The sequence below is a fragment of the Nonomuraea antri genome (assembly GCF_013283785.1).
Lineage (GTDB): Bacteria > Actinomycetota > Actinomycetes > Streptosporangiales > Streptosporangiaceae > Nonomuraea > Nonomuraea antri.
In genome coordinates this window covers 1-16482 of the sequence record NZ_JABCPZ010000033.1, presented here as the reverse complement: position 1 = coordinate 16482, position 16482 = coordinate 1, and the positions used below count along the sequence as shown (strand labels likewise).

16 protein-coding genes are annotated in these 16482 nt (G+C 70.7%); 8 read left to right on the top strand and 8 right to left on the bottom strand.

The genetic code is table 11. The annotated features are described in order from the left end of the window. Nucleotides 1-3: 3 nt before the first annotated feature. Nucleotides 4-1413 (top strand): NAD-dependent malic enzyme, encoded by a 1410-nt coding sequence (locus HII36_RS13745; RefSeq protein ID WP_173523538.1) that lies wholly within the window; start codon nucleotides 4-6, stop codon nucleotides 1411-1413. Between the two features lie 26 nt (nucleotides 1414-1439). On the opposite strand, the gene HII36_RS13740 is transcribed toward HII36_RS13745, so the two are convergent. From HII36_RS13740 to HII36_RS13720, 5 genes are all read right to left on the bottom strand, one after another. Then, nucleotides 1440-1967 (bottom strand): hypothetical protein, encoded by a 528-nt coding sequence (locus HII36_RS13740; protein WP_173523537.1) that lies wholly within the window; start codon nucleotides 1965-1967, stop codon nucleotides 1440-1442. 52 nt (nucleotides 1968-2019) lie between these two features. Beyond that, a complete protein-coding gene (locus HII36_RS13735; protein ID WP_173523536.1) occupies nucleotides 2020-3573 on the bottom strand; it encodes a glycerol-3-phosphate dehydrogenase/oxidase in 1554 nt (517 codons plus the stop codon). Between the two features lie 21 nt (nucleotides 3574-3594). Beyond that, nucleotides 3595-5052 carry a glycerol kinase GlpK gene (gene glpK / locus HII36_RS13730; RefSeq protein WP_173523535.1) on the bottom strand — a complete coding sequence of 486 codons (1458 nt, stop codon included), beginning with the start codon at nucleotides 5050-5052 and terminating at the stop codon, nucleotides 3595-3597. A gap of 126 nt (nucleotides 5053-5178) precedes the next feature. Further along, on the bottom strand, nucleotides 5179-5928 hold the full coding sequence (locus HII36_RS13725; RefSeq protein ID WP_173523534.1) for an IclR family transcriptional regulator: 750 nt from the start codon (nucleotides 5926-5928) through the stop codon (nucleotides 5179-5181). Between the two features lie 43 nt (nucleotides 5929-5971). Continuing rightward, nucleotides 5972-7321: an MFS transporter gene (locus HII36_RS13720; RefSeq protein ID WP_173523533.1), complete on the bottom strand. Its 1350-nt coding sequence runs from the start codon at nucleotides 7319-7321 to the stop codon at nucleotides 5972-5974. Between the two features lie 107 nt (nucleotides 7322-7428). Here HII36_RS13720 and HII36_RS13715 point away from each other — a divergent pair, with 107 nt between their 5' ends. Further along, nucleotides 7429-8043 carry a TetR/AcrR family transcriptional regulator gene (locus tag HII36_RS13715; RefSeq protein WP_173523532.1) on the top strand — a complete coding sequence of 205 codons (615 nt, stop codon included), beginning with the start codon at nucleotides 7429-7431 and terminating at the stop codon, nucleotides 8041-8043. A 6-nt stretch (nucleotides 8044-8049) separates the two neighbouring features. On the opposite strand, the gene HII36_RS13710 is transcribed toward HII36_RS13715, so the two are convergent. Further along, nucleotides 8050-8565 (bottom strand): hypothetical protein, encoded by a 516-nt coding sequence (locus HII36_RS13710; RefSeq protein ID WP_173523531.1) that lies wholly within the window; start codon nucleotides 8563-8565, stop codon nucleotides 8050-8052. A gap of 123 nt (nucleotides 8566-8688) precedes the next feature. Between HII36_RS13710 and HII36_RS13705 the strand changes: the two genes are divergently transcribed. Beyond that, entirely contained in the window at nucleotides 8689-9267 is a 579-nt protein-coding gene (locus HII36_RS13705) for a YqgE/AlgH family protein (protein WP_173523530.1), read from the top strand. Nucleotides 9268-9271: 4 nt separating this feature from the next. On the opposite strand, the gene HII36_RS13700 is transcribed toward HII36_RS13705, so the two are convergent. Next, on the bottom strand, nucleotides 9272-9898 hold the full coding sequence (locus HII36_RS13700) for a TetR/AcrR family transcriptional regulator (protein WP_173523529.1): 627 nt from the start codon (nucleotides 9896-9898) through the stop codon (nucleotides 9272-9274). Nucleotides 9899-10045: 147 nt separating this feature from the next. On the opposite strand from HII36_RS13700, the gene HII36_RS13695 reads away from it, so the two are divergent. After that, on the top strand, nucleotides 10046-11668 hold the full coding sequence (locus HII36_RS13695; protein WP_173523528.1) for a DHA2 family efflux MFS transporter permease subunit: 1623 nt from the start codon (nucleotides 10046-10048) through the stop codon (nucleotides 11666-11668). A 53-nt stretch (nucleotides 11669-11721) separates the two neighbouring features. Here the strand turns inward: HII36_RS13695 and HII36_RS13690 are convergent, their stop codons facing one another. Next, entirely contained in the window at nucleotides 11722-13128 is a 1407-nt protein-coding gene (locus HII36_RS13690; RefSeq protein WP_173523527.1) for a cellulase family glycosylhydrolase, read from the bottom strand. Nucleotides 13129-13185: 57 nt separating this feature from the next. Here HII36_RS13690 and HII36_RS13685 point away from each other — a divergent pair, with 57 nt between their 5' ends. The 4 genes from HII36_RS13685 (at nucleotide 13186) to HII36_RS13670 (ending at nucleotide 16310) form a co-directional block, all read left to right on the top strand. Further along, the gene (locus HII36_RS13685; RefSeq protein WP_173523526.1) at nucleotides 13186-13671 is read left to right on the top strand and encodes a hypothetical protein; all 486 of its coding nucleotides are present in this window, start codon (nucleotides 13186-13188) and stop codon (nucleotides 13669-13671) included. Further along, on the top strand, nucleotides 13668-13928 hold the full coding sequence (locus HII36_RS57850; protein WP_173523525.1) for a DUF3039 domain-containing protein: 261 nt from the start codon (nucleotides 13668-13670) through the stop codon (nucleotides 13926-13928). The genes HII36_RS13685 and HII36_RS57850 overlap by 4 nt, the downstream gene beginning before the upstream one ends. 77 nt (nucleotides 13929-14005) lie before the next feature. Next, nucleotides 14006-14887, top strand: a complete 882-nt coding sequence (locus tag HII36_RS13675; protein ID WP_173523524.1) for a zinc metalloprotease — start codon at nucleotides 14006-14008, stop codon at nucleotides 14885-14887. Between the two features lie 31 nt (nucleotides 14888-14918). After that, a complete protein-coding gene (locus tag HII36_RS13670) occupies nucleotides 14919-16310 on the top strand; it encodes an MFS transporter (protein WP_173523523.1) in 1392 nt (463 codons plus the stop codon). Nucleotides 16311-16482: the final 172 nt, after the last annotated feature.

Below are 16482 nucleotides of genomic sequence, written 5' to 3'. Positions count from 1 at the left end.
GACGTGGCGACCGTCCCGAGTGTGTCGTACTCCATCACCGTGCGGCTCGAAGTGCCTGCAGGCGGTAAGGCCGTGAGTCAGCTGACTCACGCCGTAGAGTCGGCCGGGGGCGTGGTGACCGCCCTCGACGTGACCAACGCCGGCCACGAGAAGCTTCGCATCGACGTGACCTGCGCGGCCAGAGACACCGATCACGCGCAGCAGATCGTCGACCAGCTTGAAGCCGTCGAGGGCGTGGTGATCCACAAGGTCTCCGACCGCACGTTCCTCATGCACCTCGGCGGCAAGATCGAGATGAAGTCGAAGGTGCCGCTGCGCAACCGCGACGAACTGTCGATGGCCTACACCCCGGGCGTGGCGCGCGTGTCGATGGCGATCGCGCGCAACAAGGAAGACGCCCGCCGCCTGACGATCAAGCGCAACAGCGTGGCCGTGGTCACCGACGGCTCGGCCGTGCTGGGCCTGGGCAACATCGGCCCCGAGGCGGCGCTGCCGGTCATGGAGGGCAAGGCGGCGCTGTTCAAGCGCTTCGCCGGCATCGACGCCTGGCCGATCTGCCTCGACACCCAAGACGTCGACGAGATCGTCCGCACCGTGCAGGTGATCGCCCCCGGGTTCGGCGGCATCAACCTGGAGGACATCGGCGCGCCGCGCTGCTTCGAGGTGGAGCGGCGGCTGCGCGAACTGCTCGACATCCCGGTCTTCCACGACGACCAGCACGGCACCGCGATCTGCGTGCTCGCCGCGCTCACCAACGCGCTGCGCGTGGTGGACAAGCCGATCGAGAACGTCAAGATCACGATGGCCGGCGCGGGCGCGGCGGGCAACGCCGTACTGCGGCTGCTGCTGGCCGCCGGCGCGCGCAACGTGATCGTCTGCGACTACCTGGGCGCCGTCCACAAGGGCCGCGACGACCTCGACGAGTCGCTGCGCTGGATCGCCGACCACACCAACGCCGAGGGTTACGCCGGTGACCTGCGCGGCGCGGTCAAGGGCGCCGACGTGTTCGTCGGCGTCTCCGCCCCGGGCATCCTGACCGGCGACGACATCGCCACCATGGCCTCGGACGCGGTGGTGTTCGCGCTGGCCAACCCCGAGCCCGAGGTCTCGCCCGACGACGCGCGCGAGCACGCCGCCGTGGTGGCCACCGGCCGCTCCGACTACCCCAACCAGATCAACAACGTGCTGGCCTTCCCCGGCGTGTTCCGCGGGCTGCTCGACGCCCAGGCCGATGGCGTGACGCAGGAGATGCTGCTGGCCGCCGCGGGCGCGCTGGCCGCGGTGGTGACGCCGGAGGAGCTGGGCCCCAACTACATCATCCCGAGCGTGTTCCACCCGGACGTGGCCACCGCCGTGGCCGCCGCGGTCCGCGAGTCGGCCGGCGGCCGCGCCCGCGGCTTCACCGAGGCCTAAAGAGCCAGGGCGAGGTCAGGGCGGGGTCAGGGCGGGGTCTCGTCCACCGGGGTGCCCGCCCTGATGTCCTGGGTCACGACGACCGCCGGGATCAGCCGGTAGTTCGCCTGGAAGACCAGGTTGTGGGCGTCGCCGCCGGCGATGGCCCGCAGCGTGGGCAGCAGGGCCTCGGCGTCGGCGGCGTCGAAGACGTTCAGCGGCCAGTCGCCCACCGTGTTGCCGCGCAGGTGCGGGTGGTGGAAGTCGGTGCCGTAGTGCGCCACGACGGCGATCGGCAGCACGCCTTCGTCACGCTGCTCCTGCCAGGTCAGCGACCACATGGCGTTGATCCCGCCCTCCTGGGAGCGGGTCGGGCCGCTGGCCACCACCTCGCCGGAGCCGAGCAGCAGGTCGGCGTTGACCTCGTCGAGCACGGCCCTGGCCACCGGGTCGAGCAGGTCGACCGCCCGGGCGAAGAGCCGTTCCTTGTCCTCGCGGGTGGTGGCCTCGCCGTGGCGTCCGTCGCGCAGGTCGGTGAAGTGTCTGAGCAGGGCTTCGTTCAGTGCAGTCGGCATGCCTACCCCCTTCCCCGACGGACGCCGCAGGCACGCCGCACCCCCTGTCCGGTTATCCGGCGAGCAGTTCGGCGATCCTGGCGCGGATGTCCGGGGTGTCCAGCCCGCGTACGGTGAGCGTGGTGCGGCGGCGTACGACGTCGTCCACGGTCGCGGCCCATTCCAGGTCGCGGGCGTAGACGGCCTGGGCCCAGATGTCGGGCCCGTCCGGGTGGATGCGCTCGCCCAGCGCCGGGTCCTCCCTGATCAGCCTGGCCAGGTCGAAGGCGATCGAGCCGTAGTGCGTGGCCAGGTGGCGGGCGATCAGCGGGTCCATGCGCATGCCGGGCTCGCGGTCCGTCCACAGGCGCAGCGCGACCGCCTCGGGGCTGGCCAGGCCGGGCAGCGGCACCGCGGGCAGGATCGCGGCCAGATCGTCGCCCAGCGGACGTCCCGGCAGGTGGGCCAGCGTGTCGAGGACGAGCTTGCCGATGTGCCGGTAGGTGGTCCACTTGCCGCCGGCCACCGAGAGCATGCCGCTCTTGCCCCGGCTCAGCAGCGTCTCCCGCTTGGCCGAGGCCACCCCGCCGGGGCCGCCGGGCAGCACGCGCAGGCCGGCGAAGGCGTAGGTGATGTCCTCGCGGCGCAGCTGGGAGTCCTGCACCGAGTGGCCGGCCTCGTCCAGGATCTGGGTGATGTCCGCCTCGGTCGCCTTGACCTCGGCCGGGTCGCCCTCGTACGCCTCGTCGGTGGTGCCGAGCAGCAGGTGGTCCTCCCACGGGATGGCGAAGGACACGCGGTACTTGTCGATCGGCGTGGTGAGCGCGGCCTTCCACGGCTGCTGGCGGCGCATGACCAGGTGGGCGCCCTTGGACAGGCGGATGCTCGGCGCGGCGTCCGGGTCCTCCATCCGGCGCAGGTGGTCGACCCAGGGGCCGGTGGCGTTCAGCACCAGGCGGGCGTTGACGCCGAACTCGCTGCCGTCGAGCCAGTCGCGCAGGTCGGCGCCGGTCACCGTGCCGCCGGTCTTGCGCAGGCCGATCACCTCGGCGTGGTTGAGCACGGTCGCGCCGGCGTCGACCGCGGCCCTGACCGTCATCACCGCGACGCGGCTGTCGTTCATCTGGTGGTCGCCGTAGACGGCGGCGGCCCGCAGCCCCTCGGTACGCAGCGCGGGCACCCTGGCCAGCGCCTGGTGCGGAGTGATCACCTTGCCCATGCCGTCGCCGAACACCGACAGCGCCGAGTACAGGAAAACGCCCGCGCCCAGCTTGGCCGCGCCGTGCGGGCCGCCCTTGTAGACAGGCACCAGGAACGTCAGCGGCTTGACCAGGTGCGGCGCGATGTCGGCGGCCAGCGCGCGGCGCTCGCGGTGGTTCTCCGCCACCAGCTTGACGTTGCCCGTCTGCAGGTAGCGCAGCCCGCCGTGCACCAGCTTGGACGAGGCGCTGGAGGTCGCGCCCGCGAAGTCGCCCGCGTCGACCATCGCCACCTTCAGCCCCGCCTGGGCGGCCATCCAGGTCACCGAGGTGCCGAGGATGCCGCCGCCGATCACGAGGAGGTCATAGGTGGCACGGGAGAGTTCCTGCCGGATCTCCGCCCGGTTGCTGCCGATGGCGATGGTCATCTGGATGCCTTCCTCACGTGTTTACTTTTCGACCCAGTCGAGGGTGCGGGCGACGGCCTTCTTCCAGTTGCGGTACTCGCGCTCGCGCACCGGCTCCTCGATCGCCGGACGCCATTCGGCGGCCTTGTGCCAGTTGGCGCGCAGGCTGTCCATGTCCGGCCAGTAGCCGGTGGCCAGGCCGGCCGCGTAGGCGGCGCCCAGCGCGGTGGTCTCGGCCACCATCGGGCGGATCACCGGCACCGCGAGCACGTCGGCCAGCGTCTGCATGAGCAGGTTGTTGGCCGTCATGCCGCCGTCGGCGCGCAGCGTGGTCAGGTCGAGGCCGGAGTCGGCGTTCATGGCGTCGACGACCTCGCGCGTCTGCCAGGCGGTGGCCTCCAGCACCGCGCGGGCGATGTGCCCCTTGGTGACGAAGCCGGTCAGCCCGGCGATCACGCCGCGCGCGTCGGAGCGCCAGCGCGGCGCGAACAGGCCGGAGAAGGCGGGGACGAAGTAGCAGCCGCCGTTGTCGTCCACGGTGCGTGCCAGCGTCTCGATCTCGGCGGCGCTGGAGATCAGGCCCAGGTTGTCGCGCAGCCACTGCACGAGGGAGCCGGTGACGGCGATCGCGCCTTCCAGCGCGTACGTGGCCGGACCCGCACCGATCTGGTAGCCGACCGTGGTGAGCAGGCCGTGCCTGGAGACGACCGGCTCGGTGCCGGTGTTCATCAGCAGGAAGCTGCCCGAGCCGTAGGTGCTCTTGGCCTCGCCGGGGGAGAAGCAGGTCTGGCCGAACAGCGCCGCCTGCTGGTCGCCGAGCGCGGCGGCGACCGGGATGCCGGCGGCGGTGGTGCCGTACACCTCGGCCGACGAGCGGATCTCCGGCAGCATCGCGCGCGGCACGCCGAGCGCGTCGAGCAGTTCGTCGTCCCAGCTCAGCGTGTGGATGTTCATGAGCATGGTGCGGCTGGCGTTGGTCACGTCGGTGACGTGGCGGCCGGTGAGGTTCCAGATCAGCCAGCTGTCCATGGTGCCGAACAGCACCTCGCCGCGCTCGGCCCGCTCGCGCAGCCCGTACGCGTCGAGCAGCCAGCGGATCTTGGGGCCGGAGAAGTACGTGGTCAGCGGCAGCCCGGCCTTGTCCCTGAACAGGTCCGCGTGCTCGGCCAGCGCCTTGGTGAGCGCGTCGGTGCGGGTGTCCTGCCAGACGATCGCCGGGCAGACCGGACGTCCGGTCTGCCGGTCCCACAGCACGGTGGTCTCGCGCTGGTTGGTGATGCCCAGCGCGGCGACGTCGAGGTCGCCGACGGCGTCGGCCAGCACGGCCTGCACGCACTCCCAGATCTCGTCGGCGTCGTGCTCGACCCAGCCCGGCTTGGGGAAGATCTGCCGGTGCTCGCGCTGGGCGACGGAGACGATGTTGCCGGCCTGGTCGAACACGATGCACCGGCTGGACGTGGTGCCCTGGTCAATGGCTGCGACGTAGTGCGGTCGAGGCACTGGGGTTCCTCGCTAAGGCTCGGGTTCGACAATGCCGAACGATGGTAGGAATGCTATTCGGTTGGCCGGGAGTGTCAACTGTGTTGCGTGTGACGTTCGCGGAGTTCCGCGGGCCGGGGCCGGTGGTCAGCGGGCCAGGTCACGGGTGATGGCGCGGGCCGCGTCGCGCACGTACGAGACGAACTGCATGTGCAGGCCGCCGTCACCGGCCAGGCGCTCGACCGCGCCGCGCACCCCGATCGAGCCGACGACCAGGCCGCGCGGGTCCTTGATCGGGGCGGCGATGGCCACCTCGCCCTCGACCAGCTCCTCCATCTCGCCCGCCCAGCCCTGCGCCCTGACCAGGTCGAGCTCGGCCTCCAGGTCGACGTGCGTGGTGAGGGTCTTGGGGGTGTACGCCTGGAGCGGGGAGTCGAGGCTCTCGCCGTACGGGTCGTAGGCGAGCAGCACCTTGCCCAGCGCGCTGGCGTGCAGCGGCAGGTACGTGCCCACCTGGAGGGTCTGCATGCTGTCGTCCGGCCTGAACACGTGATGGATCACCAGCACCTGGCCCTGGTGCGGGGTGCCGATCCAGGCGCTCTCCCTGCTGCGGCCGGCCAGCGCGTCGGCCCAGTTGAGCGAGCGGGTGCGCAGCTCGTTGACGTCGAGGTAGCTGCTGCCGAGGTGGAGCAGCGTGGCGCCGAGCCGGTACTTGCCGGTGCCGTCGTCCTGCTCGACGAAGCCGACGTGGACCAGCGTGCGCAGGATGCCGTGCAGGGTGCCCTTGGGCAGGCCGAGCGCCCTGGCCAGCTCGGCCACCCCGAGCTGGCGTGGGCCGGAGGCGAGCAGCCGCAGGATCGCGGCCGCCCGCTCGACCGATTGAATGGTGTCTCCCACGCGGGTCACCTTAGCGCAGTCGCGTTCGATATTGCCGAACACCTCAGGCGGCGTTGTCCTGGCGGGGCCTGATGAAGGCGGCGGCCAGCGTCAGCGCGGCGTTCACCAGCACCGCCACGATCACCCCCTGCAGCACGGTGCCCATCGCGGCCGTCGCCACCGCGCTCATCACCGGGATGCCCATCGTGATGCCGACCTGCTGCGTCATCGTGGCCAGCCCGGTGGCCAGCCCCTGCTCGGAGTCGGGCAGCCCGGACGTGGCCGTCACCATGAACGCGACGATCGCCACCATGTTGCCCACCCCGCCGACGAAGGTGGCGGCCAGCAGCAGCCAGATCCATCCCTGCTCGGCCCCGAGCAGCGCCAGCGCGGCCGTGGCCACCGCCTGCACGGCGAACCCGGCGGCCAGCGCCTTCCCGCCGCCGAACCGGCCGAGCACCCGGGGTGCGACCACGCCGCCCAGCACGGTGCCGAGCCCGAGCACGCCGAACGCGAGCCCGGTGGCCAGCGCCGTGTAGCCGAGCACCTTCTGCAGGTAGAGCGTCATGAGGAAGACCAGCGAGGTCTCGGTCGCGAACGCGATCAGCCCGGCCAGGTTGCCCCACTTCACGTTCGGCCGCGCCATGATCGACACGGGCACCAGGGGCGAGGCGGCCCGGCGCTCGACGAACCAGAACACCACCAGCAGCGCCGCGCCCGCGACCAGCGCGCCCACGCCGACCGGGTCGGCGAAGCCGTGCTCACCGGCCCTGGTCAGGCCGAACACCAGCGCGAGCAGGCCCGCGGTGACGGTCACCGCGCCGGGCACGTCCATCCTGGGCCGCCGCTCCGGACGGCTCTCCGCCAGCAGCGCGGGCGCCGCGACCAGCACGGCCAGCGCCACGGGCACGTTCACGAAGAACGCCCACCGCCAGCTCAGCAGCTCGGTGAGCAGGCCGCCGAGAATCGCGCCCGAGGTGAACCCGGCCGACATCAGCGCGCCGTTCAGCCCGAGCGCCCGCGCCCGCAGCGGGCCCTCGCGGAAGGAGGTGGTCAGCAGCGACAGCCCGGCCGGCGTGACGATCGCCGTGGCCAGGCCCTGCGCCACCCGCGCGGCCAGCAGCACGCCCGGCGAGCTCGCCAGCCCGCCGGCCAGCGAGGAGATCCCGAGCAGCGCCATGCCGACCAGGAACAGCCGGCGGCGGCCGAACAGGTCGGCGATCCTGCCGAACAGCAGCGTGAACCCGGCCGCCGCCAGCGCGAACGTGGTCGCCACCCACTGCAGGTCCGCCAGCCCGAACCCGAGCCCCGCCCCGATCACCGGCAGGGCCACGTTCAGGATCGAGAAGTCCACCGCCAGCATGAACTGCGAGCCGAGCAGCAGCACCAGCACCATGCGCTGGCGCGCGCTCATCCTCTCCTGAACCGCTTGATTCACCATCGTGACCACGACACGTCCTCCTCTAATGGGAAACTTGTTCCGTTAAGATGAGAGAGACGGTAACACAGAAGGAAGCGCTAATGGAACAAGAGTCCCGTTTGGCGGGGACGGTCCGCCCCGGCGGACGCACCGCGAGAGTCCGCGCTGCAGTGCTGGAGGCCACCCAGGACGAGCTGGTCGAGCACGGTTTCCACGGCCTGGCCATGGACCGGGTGGCGGCCAGGGCCGGCGTCGGCAAGACCACGCTCTACCGGCGCTGGGCCGGCCCGGCGGGGCTGGTCGCCGACCTGATGACCGAGCTGGCCGACCAGTCGGCGCCGCACGCCGACACCGGAGACGTCGAGTCCGACCTGCGGGCCAACGCGCTGAGCGTGCTGCGGGCGGTCACCGACGCCAGGCTCGGGCCGACGCTGCAGGCCGTCATCGCCGCGGCCACCTGCGACGAGCAGGCCGCCCAGGCGCTGAACGCCTTCTACGCGCGGCGGCTGGAGGAGTGGGCCAAGGCCGTGGACCTGGCCGTGGCCAGGGGCGAGCTGCCCGCGGGCACGCACGCGGCCGAGGTGGTCAGGGCCGTCTCCGCGCCGATCTACTACCGCCTGGTGGTGACCAGGGAGCCGGTCGACGAGCGGATCGCCGAGCAGTCGGCGCTGCGCGCGCTCGCCGCCGCCCGGGCGGGCGCGTTCGTCGTGCCGTGACGGCCGTCAGCGGAACGGGTCCTGCGAACGGGGCCAGATCGAGCTGTACCACCACATGATCCCGCCCATCACCACCATGCCGCCGGCCGTGGCGAGCTTGCCCATCAGGTCTTCCGTGGGGCCGGTGTAGGGCAGGTGGCCGTGCCGGCGGCCCCAGGGGCAGTCGTTCTCGACGTCCGTGGAGTCGATCAGCGTGTCGGCCTCGGAGTCGCTGACCGAGTACGCCTCGATCTCGGCCCTGCTGCCCCGGTCGACCGGCACCCGCTTGGTGATCTTCTTGCGGGCCGGGATCGAGCCGGTGGCCACGCTGGTGCCGTCGGCGCGCAGGTCGTAGCGGGCCAGCTGGCGGGTCTCGTTGCGCAGCGTCACGTCCACGGTGCCGGTGCGGCAGCTCACCGAGCCGGTGCTCATGGTGAACGGGTCGCCGGGATCGGGCCGCGGCCAGGCCCACGCGGTGGCCGGGAGCAGCAGGCCCGCGCCCACGGGCAGGACGGTCAGCAGGAAACGTGTCCAGGTGCGCATGCGCTCCCCCCGAGCTCGTAGAAAAGTGACGTCTACTTACATATCGGTGCCCAATCGGCTACAGACGGTAAACATCGACATACCGGGGGAGCGAGATGACGGGGAACCGGCCATGATGGAGGTATGGCGGAAGCGATCTACGTCGGCGGTCTGCTGGTGGCCACGCCGCTGCTCGACGACCCCAACTTCCGGCGTAGCGTCGTGCTGATACTCGAACACGACCTCGACGGCGGCACGCTCGGCGTCGTGCTGAACCGGCCGAGCGACATCGCCGTCACCCAGGTGCTTCCGGTGTGGGATCCCCTGGTCACAGGGCCGCCGGTGCTGTTCGAAGGCGGGCCGGTGCAGACCGACAGCGCGCTGGCGCTGGCCGCGGTGCCGAGCGGGGAGGAGCCGCTGGGCTGGCGCCGGCTGCACGCGGGCACCCCGGCCGTCTCGCGGCTCGGTACGGTCGACCTGGACGCCCCGCCGGAGATCCTCCAGGGCGAGATCGCGCAGATGCGGATCTTCGCCGGTTACGCCGGGTGGACCTCGGGCCAGCTGGAGAGCGAGATCGCCGAGGGCGCCTGGTACGTGGTCGACTCCGAGGCCGGCGACACCTTCCACGCCGATCCGGGCTCGCTCTGGCGGCACGTGCTGCGCCGCCAGCCGGGCGAGCTGGCCTTCGTCGCCACCTGCCCGGACGACCCGACGATGAACTGAGCGTTCAGCGGTCCCAGCCGGGCTTGAGCGCCTGCTCGGCCAGCCTGATGGTCTCCTCCATGCCCTTGGTGAGCACGCGCAGCGTCGTCTCCTCCCGATCGGGGATGGGGCAGTCGAAGCCGACGCGCATCGCGGACATGCCGAACGCCACGATCAGATGGGAGAGCTTGTCCGCCTCGGGGGCCACGCCCCGGCGGGCGGCGATCACCTCGGTCAGCCGCCGTTCCGTCTCGGCGCCCCGGGCCACCGACAGGCCCACGAGGTGCGGATACTGGTCCAGGATTCTGCGGAGTTTGAGGAATCTCGCGGTGTCCTCGGGCGTTCCACCCTCGATGTCGTTGAGCACCGCGCGCAGCGCGTGCATCAGTGAGGTGAAGGGCGGCTCGTCCTCCGGGCGAGACTCCAGGGTCTCCAGCATGATCTCTTCACCGTGGTCGTGGAACAGCAGAACCAGGTGGTCCTTGCTGGTGAAGTAGCGGAAGAAGGTGCGGGGCGACACTTCGACGGCCCCCGCGATCTGTTCGACGGTGGTCGACTCGTATCCTTGTTCGAGGAACAAATCGAGCGCGGCGTCCAGGATCGCCAGGCGCGTCTTCTCCTTCTTGCGTTCCCGCAGACCCACTGCCGTCACTCCCTCGAAACCTTCTTGTCACAGTGTGCCAGAAGTCATACGGCGACTATTAAAACCCATTTGTCATCTGTCATCGACTGACATAGATTACCTGAGGCTTACGAGACTTATGCCCCGGTGGGGGCGGTATGTACGAGGGGGACTTTCATGGCGCACGCGAAGACGGTCGAAGCACCGTCCTCGCCAGGCTCCGGGGAGACGGGCAAGGGCACCAACCCGTGGTTGGTCCTGCTGGCGGTCAGCCTCGGCGTCATCATGGTGATGCTCGACGGCACCGTGGTCGGCATCGCCAACCCGGTGATCCAGACCGACCTTGGCGCTTCGCTTTCCGACCTGCAGTGGGTGACCAGCGGCTACCTGCTGGCCCTGGCGGTCTTCCTGATCACCGCGGGCAAGCTGGGTGACCTGTTCGGCCACAAGCGCGTCTTCCTGATCGGTGTGGCCGGTTTCGCGGTCTCCTCGGTCGGCATCGGCCTCAGCCAGCAGCTCGCCGACATCATTCCTGGCCTGTCGCCGGTCGGCGCCCTGATCGGGCTGCGCGTGCTGCAGGGTCTGTTCGGCGCGCTGCTCCAGCCCGCCGCCCTGGCGTTGCTGCGCAGCGCCTTCCCCGGTGAGAAGCTGAACCAGGCGATGGGGGCCTGGGGTGCGATCATCGGTCTGTCCAGCGCGGCCGGCCCGATCGTGGGCGGTCTGCTGGTGGAGAAGGTGAACTGGGAGTCCGTCTTCTTCATCAACGCCCCGGTGGGCGTCATCGCCCTCGTCATGGGCTTCTTCCTGATCAAGGAGAACCGCGCGCAGACGCTGTCGCGCGTCGACTGGCTCGGCGTGGTGCTGCTGTCGGGCGCGATGTTCTCGCTGGTCTGGACGATCATCAAGGCCCCCGAGTGGGGCTGGGGCGACAGCACGACGCTGACCTTCATCGGCGCGTTCGTGGTGCTGATCGGCGCGTTCATCTTCTGGCAGAGCAGGGCCGCGCAGCCGCTGGTCCCGCTCTCGCTGTTCAAGAACATGTCGATCTCGATCGGCACCGTGCTGATGATGATGGTCGCGTTCGCGATGTTCGGCGCCATGTTCTTCCTGGGCTTCTTCTTCCAGGGCGTGCACGGCCTGAGCCCGCTCGAGGCCGGTCTGCGCATGCTGCCGATGAGCGCCGGCATGATCATCGCCTCGCCGCTGGCCGGCCTGGCGATCGGCAAGCTCGGCCCGAAGATCACGATGTCGGCCGGTCTGCTGATCACCGCCGTCTCGATGTTCCTCATGTCGCAGCTCAGCATCGACGCCTCGTTCGTCGAGAGCGGCCTCCCGTTCCTGCTGCTGGCCTTCGGTCTCTCGCCGGTCTTCGTGGGCGCCACCGAGATCATCGTGGGTAACGCGCCGGTCGAGCTCAGCGGTGTGGCCGGTGGCGTGCAGCAGTCGGCCATGCAGGTCGGCGGCGCGCTCGGCACCGCCATCCTGGGCGCGGTGATGGCCGCCGAGATCTCCAGCAAGCTGCCCGGCTACCTCGGCCCGATGGCCCAGGGCATCCCGGCCCAGCAGATGGAGGGTCTGGAGAAGGCGGCGGCGTTCGGCGGCTTCCCGCCCGAGATGCTCCCCAAGGGCACGCCCGACCAGGTCATCCAGACCCTGACGGGCGCGGTGCACAACTCGTTCATGGACGGCATGCACCTGGCCTTCCTGGTCAGCACCGGCATTGCGGTGCTGACCGCCGTACTCACCCTGTTCGTCAAGGCGGGGCGGAAGACGGAGGGCGCGCCGGTCCACATGGGCTGACGTGCTTCATCGAAAACGGCCTCCCGCTCTCGTGGCGGGGGGCCGTTTTCCGTCTATGCGGGGGTGATCGTGAGGTCGATCCTGCCGTACGTCCTGGTCTTGACGGTCAGGACGCGGGTGCCGGGATCCCAGGAGGCCTGGCCGGTCGAGGCCTTGCCGCCGTTGGGGAAGTCACGCGCGGGCAGGTAGAACTCGGTGGGCCCGGTCTCGTTCGCGTCGAACGTCAGCGTCAGCGACTTGTCGCCGTACTTGAGCGCCTGCGGCACCCCGCCGACCGCCCGCGGGTAGGCCCGCGTGTACGCCGGCACCAGCGCGGTCGGCTCGCCCTTGTCGTCGTAGGGGCCCCAGCTTCCCTCGTCGCGTGACCAGTACGCCCGGCCCATCCCCAGCTGGTCGCTCAGGTCGACCAGCTTCCCGACCAGGTCGGCGGCGCCCGGCCGGGTCATGTCCAGGCCGAACTCGCCCAGCAGGATCGGCGCCCGCATCCGCTCGGCCGTGCGCAGCGTGTTGTCGCGCCACCAGCCGAGCGTGCGGTCGGTCCACTCCTTGGAGCCGTCGGTGTAGTCGTCGCCGAGGTCGAGCGGGAGCGGGTAGACGTGCGGGGCGAACGCGATCTTGTCCGGGCCGCCGCGCGGGTCGTCGAAGTACGGCAGCGCCGAGGGCAGGCCCCAGTTGACGCCGACCGCCTGCGGTTCGAGGAAGATCCAGTTGTCCTCGTCCACGGATCTGATCTCGGCGATCGTCTTGCGGTAGAGCGTGGCCAGCGGCCCGGTCTCGAACGTCGCTCCCTGCACCGAGCCGCCCCACGGCTCGTTCATCAGGTCGTAGCCGAGCACGGCCGGGTCGTCCTTGAAGCGCTGCGCGACCGCCTTCCACGCCTTGGCGTAGCGGTCCATCAGCTCGGGATGCTCGCCGGTGGTGTTCCAGAAGTGGTCGAAGGCCCGGATCACGCCGGGCTCCAGGTAGTACATCTCCCAGGTGAAATGCTCGGTGGCGACGGGCAGGCCGTCGGTGTGGGTGGCCCATCCGGGCGCGCCGTTGCCGGCCACGCCGGCCGGGGTGATGCCGTTGCCCCACAGGTCCTGGTGCATGTCGAGCATGACGTGGTAGCCGCGTTTGGCGTACCAGCGGACCCGCTCAGCCACCTTGTCCAGATATTTCGTGTCATAGGTGCCGGGGGACGGCTCCACGGCCCGCCACTGGATCAGGAAGCGCACGAAGTTGGTGCCCATGTCGCGGTACTCGCGGTCGATGTCCGGCTCGGTGAGCTTCGGCAACGCGTCGGGCGCGCCCTTGGCGCTGCTCGCGGTGTTGAACCCGTGCAGGTACAGCGCCCTGCCCAGGTCGTCGGTGACGTAGCGACGGTTGGCGTCGGGAACGTCCCTGGTGGCGGAGGCCACACCGCCGCCGGCCACGACGGCCAGCGCCGCGATGGCCATGATCAGGCGGGCACGCTTCATGCGATCTCCGAGAACGGGTCTTCCGTGAGAATCGTGGACGCCGCTAGCCTGCCGAACATGAGGCTTGTTCGCAATAACCTGCCGGCGATCGTCACGCTGTTGATCGTTCTCGCGTTCGGGGTGTTCGGCGGCACGCTGCTCACCCGGGTGGGATATCTGGCCGTGCCGTCGGCGGTCGGGCTGCCGTACGGGCTGCCCGGGCTGCGGGTGACGCCGATCGGCGAGACCTCGTGGCTCGGCACGCTCACCGACGCGCTCCTGGCGCTGGCGCTGGTGGCGATGGTGGCGCTCACGCGCGGCGGCTTCTGGCGCACCTGGGGCGCGTTCCTGGCCGGCGCGGTGCTGGTGGACGTCGTACGCGCGGTCTTCCTGGCCCAGGACGCGGGCACGATGCTCGGCGCGTACGCGGGTTACCTGGCCGGCGGGCTGGTCACCGGCCTGATCTGGGGGATCGCGCTGGGCTGGCTGCCCGCACTGGGGGCGCTGACACGCCGGGGACGCTCGCAGGAGCGGTCCACGGCGGGCATAAACTCGATGGGGTGAGCACGAAGATCCTCCCTCAGCAGGAGACCACGCCGCGGACCTCGCACGGCGACGGCGACCACGAGCGGTTCGCCCACTACGCGGACAAGCACAAGATCACCGAGAGCATGGTGACGGGCACGCCGATCCGCGCCCTGTGTGGCAAGGTCTGGGTGCCCAGCCGCGATCCCAAGAAATATCCGGTCTGCCCGGAGTGCAAGGAGATCTACGAGGGCCTGCCCCCCGGTGGCGGCGAGGGCGACGACAACAAGCAGTGAGTGTTGTTCAGCGGTAATCCCCCGCGCTGCGGTTACGGTCAGTAGCCTGATCAGCTCAAACCGTATCGGGGGATTGCATGGCCCGGCGCGCGACCGCCGTCTCGTTGGCATGCCTGCTCGCGGCCGGGCTCACGCCGCCGCTCCAGCTCCATGCCGCCCCGCCGGCGGCCGGCTGCGCCCGGCTCGTCCCGGCCGACCGCACGCCGCGCTCGCCCCGGCCTGAAGACGTGGGCAAGGTGCTCGCCGAGCTGGGCACCAGGCTCAAGGGCGTCACGCTGCCCAGGTCGTTCACCGTGCCCACGCGCGTGCACGTCATCACCGACGGCGCCAGGCGGGTCTCCGACCAGGCGATCCGCGCCCAGATCGACACGCTGAACGCCGCCTACGGCGGCCGTCACGGCGGGGTCGACACCGGCGTGCGCTTCCGGCTCGACGGCATCGCGGTCAAGCACAACGCCACCTGGTTCACCGACCCGGTCGGCCACGAGCAGCCGATGAAGGACGCGCTCCACCGGGGCGGCGCGGAGACGCTGAACCTCTACATCGCCCAGCTCAGCGAGCTCATGCTGGGTTTCGCCAGCTACCCGTACTGGTACGCGGGCAGCCCGCGGCTCGACGGCGTGGTGATCGACTGGCGCAGCCTGCCCGGCGGCGCGATGAGCAACTACAACCGGGGCTTCACCGGCGTGCACGAGATCGGCCACTGGCTCGGGCTGTTCCACACCTTCGAGAACGGCTGCAACCCGCCGGGCGACGGCATCGACGACACCCCGGCGGAGTCCGCGCCGAGCGAGGGCTGCCCGCAGAGCAAGGACACCTGCACCACGCAGCCGGGCACAGACCCGGTGCGCAACTTCATGGACTACGCCCACGACCGCTGCATGTCGGAGTTCACCCGGGGCCAGGCGAGGCGGATGCGCGAGATGTGGACGGCGTATCGTCACCTGCCTAAGGCTTAGTCCGAAATTTCATCCCAACTAAGATGTCGGGGTGACAGCACCGAAAGCGCTCGACACTCCGTACGAGCCCCCTCGCATCTTCGGCCCCGCCTACCGGACGGAGACCATCGGCATCCTGCTGGTGGTGACGCTGATCGCGTTCGAGGGAATGTCGGTCGGCGCGGTCATGCCGCTGGTCTCCACCGACCTCGACGCGCTCGACCTGTACGGACTCAGCTTCTCGGCCTTCCTCATCGCCAGCCTGTTCGCCAACGTGGTGTCCGGGCTGTGGTCGGACCGGCGCGGATACGCGCTGCCGTTCCTGGTCGGCGTGGTGCTGTTCGTCATCGGCATGGGGCTGGCCGGCGCGGCGCAGACCAAGACGCTGTTCCTGGTGGCGCGGGCGGTGCAGGGGCTGGGCGCGGGCGCGTCCATCGTGGCGCTGTACGTGATGATCGCCCGGGTCTACCCGGTCGCGGTGCGGCCCAAGGTGTTCGCCGCGCTGTCGGCGGCCTGGGTGCTGCCGTCGATGGCCGGCCCGGCGGTGGCCGGGTTCGTGGCGCAGACCTGGCACTGGCGCTACGTCTTCTACGGCATCATCCCGCTGGTGCTGCCCGCCCTGATCATGCTCGTCCCCGCGCTGCGCAAGCCCGCCTCGGCCGACGAGCCGGAGCCGGCGAGCGGGCCGCGCTCACGTCCGCTGCCGATGACCCTGGCCGCCACCGCCACCTCCGGCGGCGGGGGAATCCTCCTGTACGGCGTCGACAACCTGCACAAGAACCCGCTGCTCAGCGCCGTGGCCGTGCTCGCCGGGCTGGCGCTCCTGGTCTGGGGGCTGGCCAAGCTGCTGCCGCCGGGCGCGCTGCGCTTCGGCCGCGGGCTGCCCACGACCGTGATGCTGCGCGGGCTGTACTCGGCGGCGTTCTTCGGGGTGAACTCGTTCGTGCCGCTGGCCCTGGTCGAGGTCAAGGGGTTCGACGCCCAGTCGGCAGGGCTGGCGCTGACCACCGGCGCGCTCGGCTGGTCGGCCGGGTCGTACCTGCAGAGCAGGCGCACCGTCGAGGCGCACCGCAGGCTCAGGACGGGCGCCGCGTGCGTGATGGCGGGCATCCTGATCTCGATGCCGGCCGTGCTGCCCGGCGTCAGCGGCTGGGTGGCGGTGCCCGCCTGGATCGTGGCCGGCTTCGGCATGGGGCTCGGCATGACCACGGTGAGCGTGACCGCGCTGCGCCAGTCGCCGCTGAACGAGCAGGGCGCCAACTCCGCGGCGCTCTCGGTGACCGACATGCTCGGCTCGGCGCTGTCGGTGGGCATCGGCGGCGCGCTGGTCAACCTGATCGGCCACAGCCCGGGGCAGATCGCGACCGGGTTCCTGGTGATCGCGTCGCTGATGGCGGTGATCGCGCTCGGGGCGACCCTGCTGGCGGTCCGTACGCGCGACTGAGACCCATTCCGTCCCTCCAGCCCCAGCGATCACAGATCTCCGGTGGCGGGCCGCGCGGGGTGATAGGACAGCGGCAGGGAGGTGACATGGAGGGTGATCACCGGGTCTGGCCGCCCGCTCCGGGCGCCGGACGACGCCGCGTCCCCCCGCGTGACCGCGCGTCCCCCGAGCC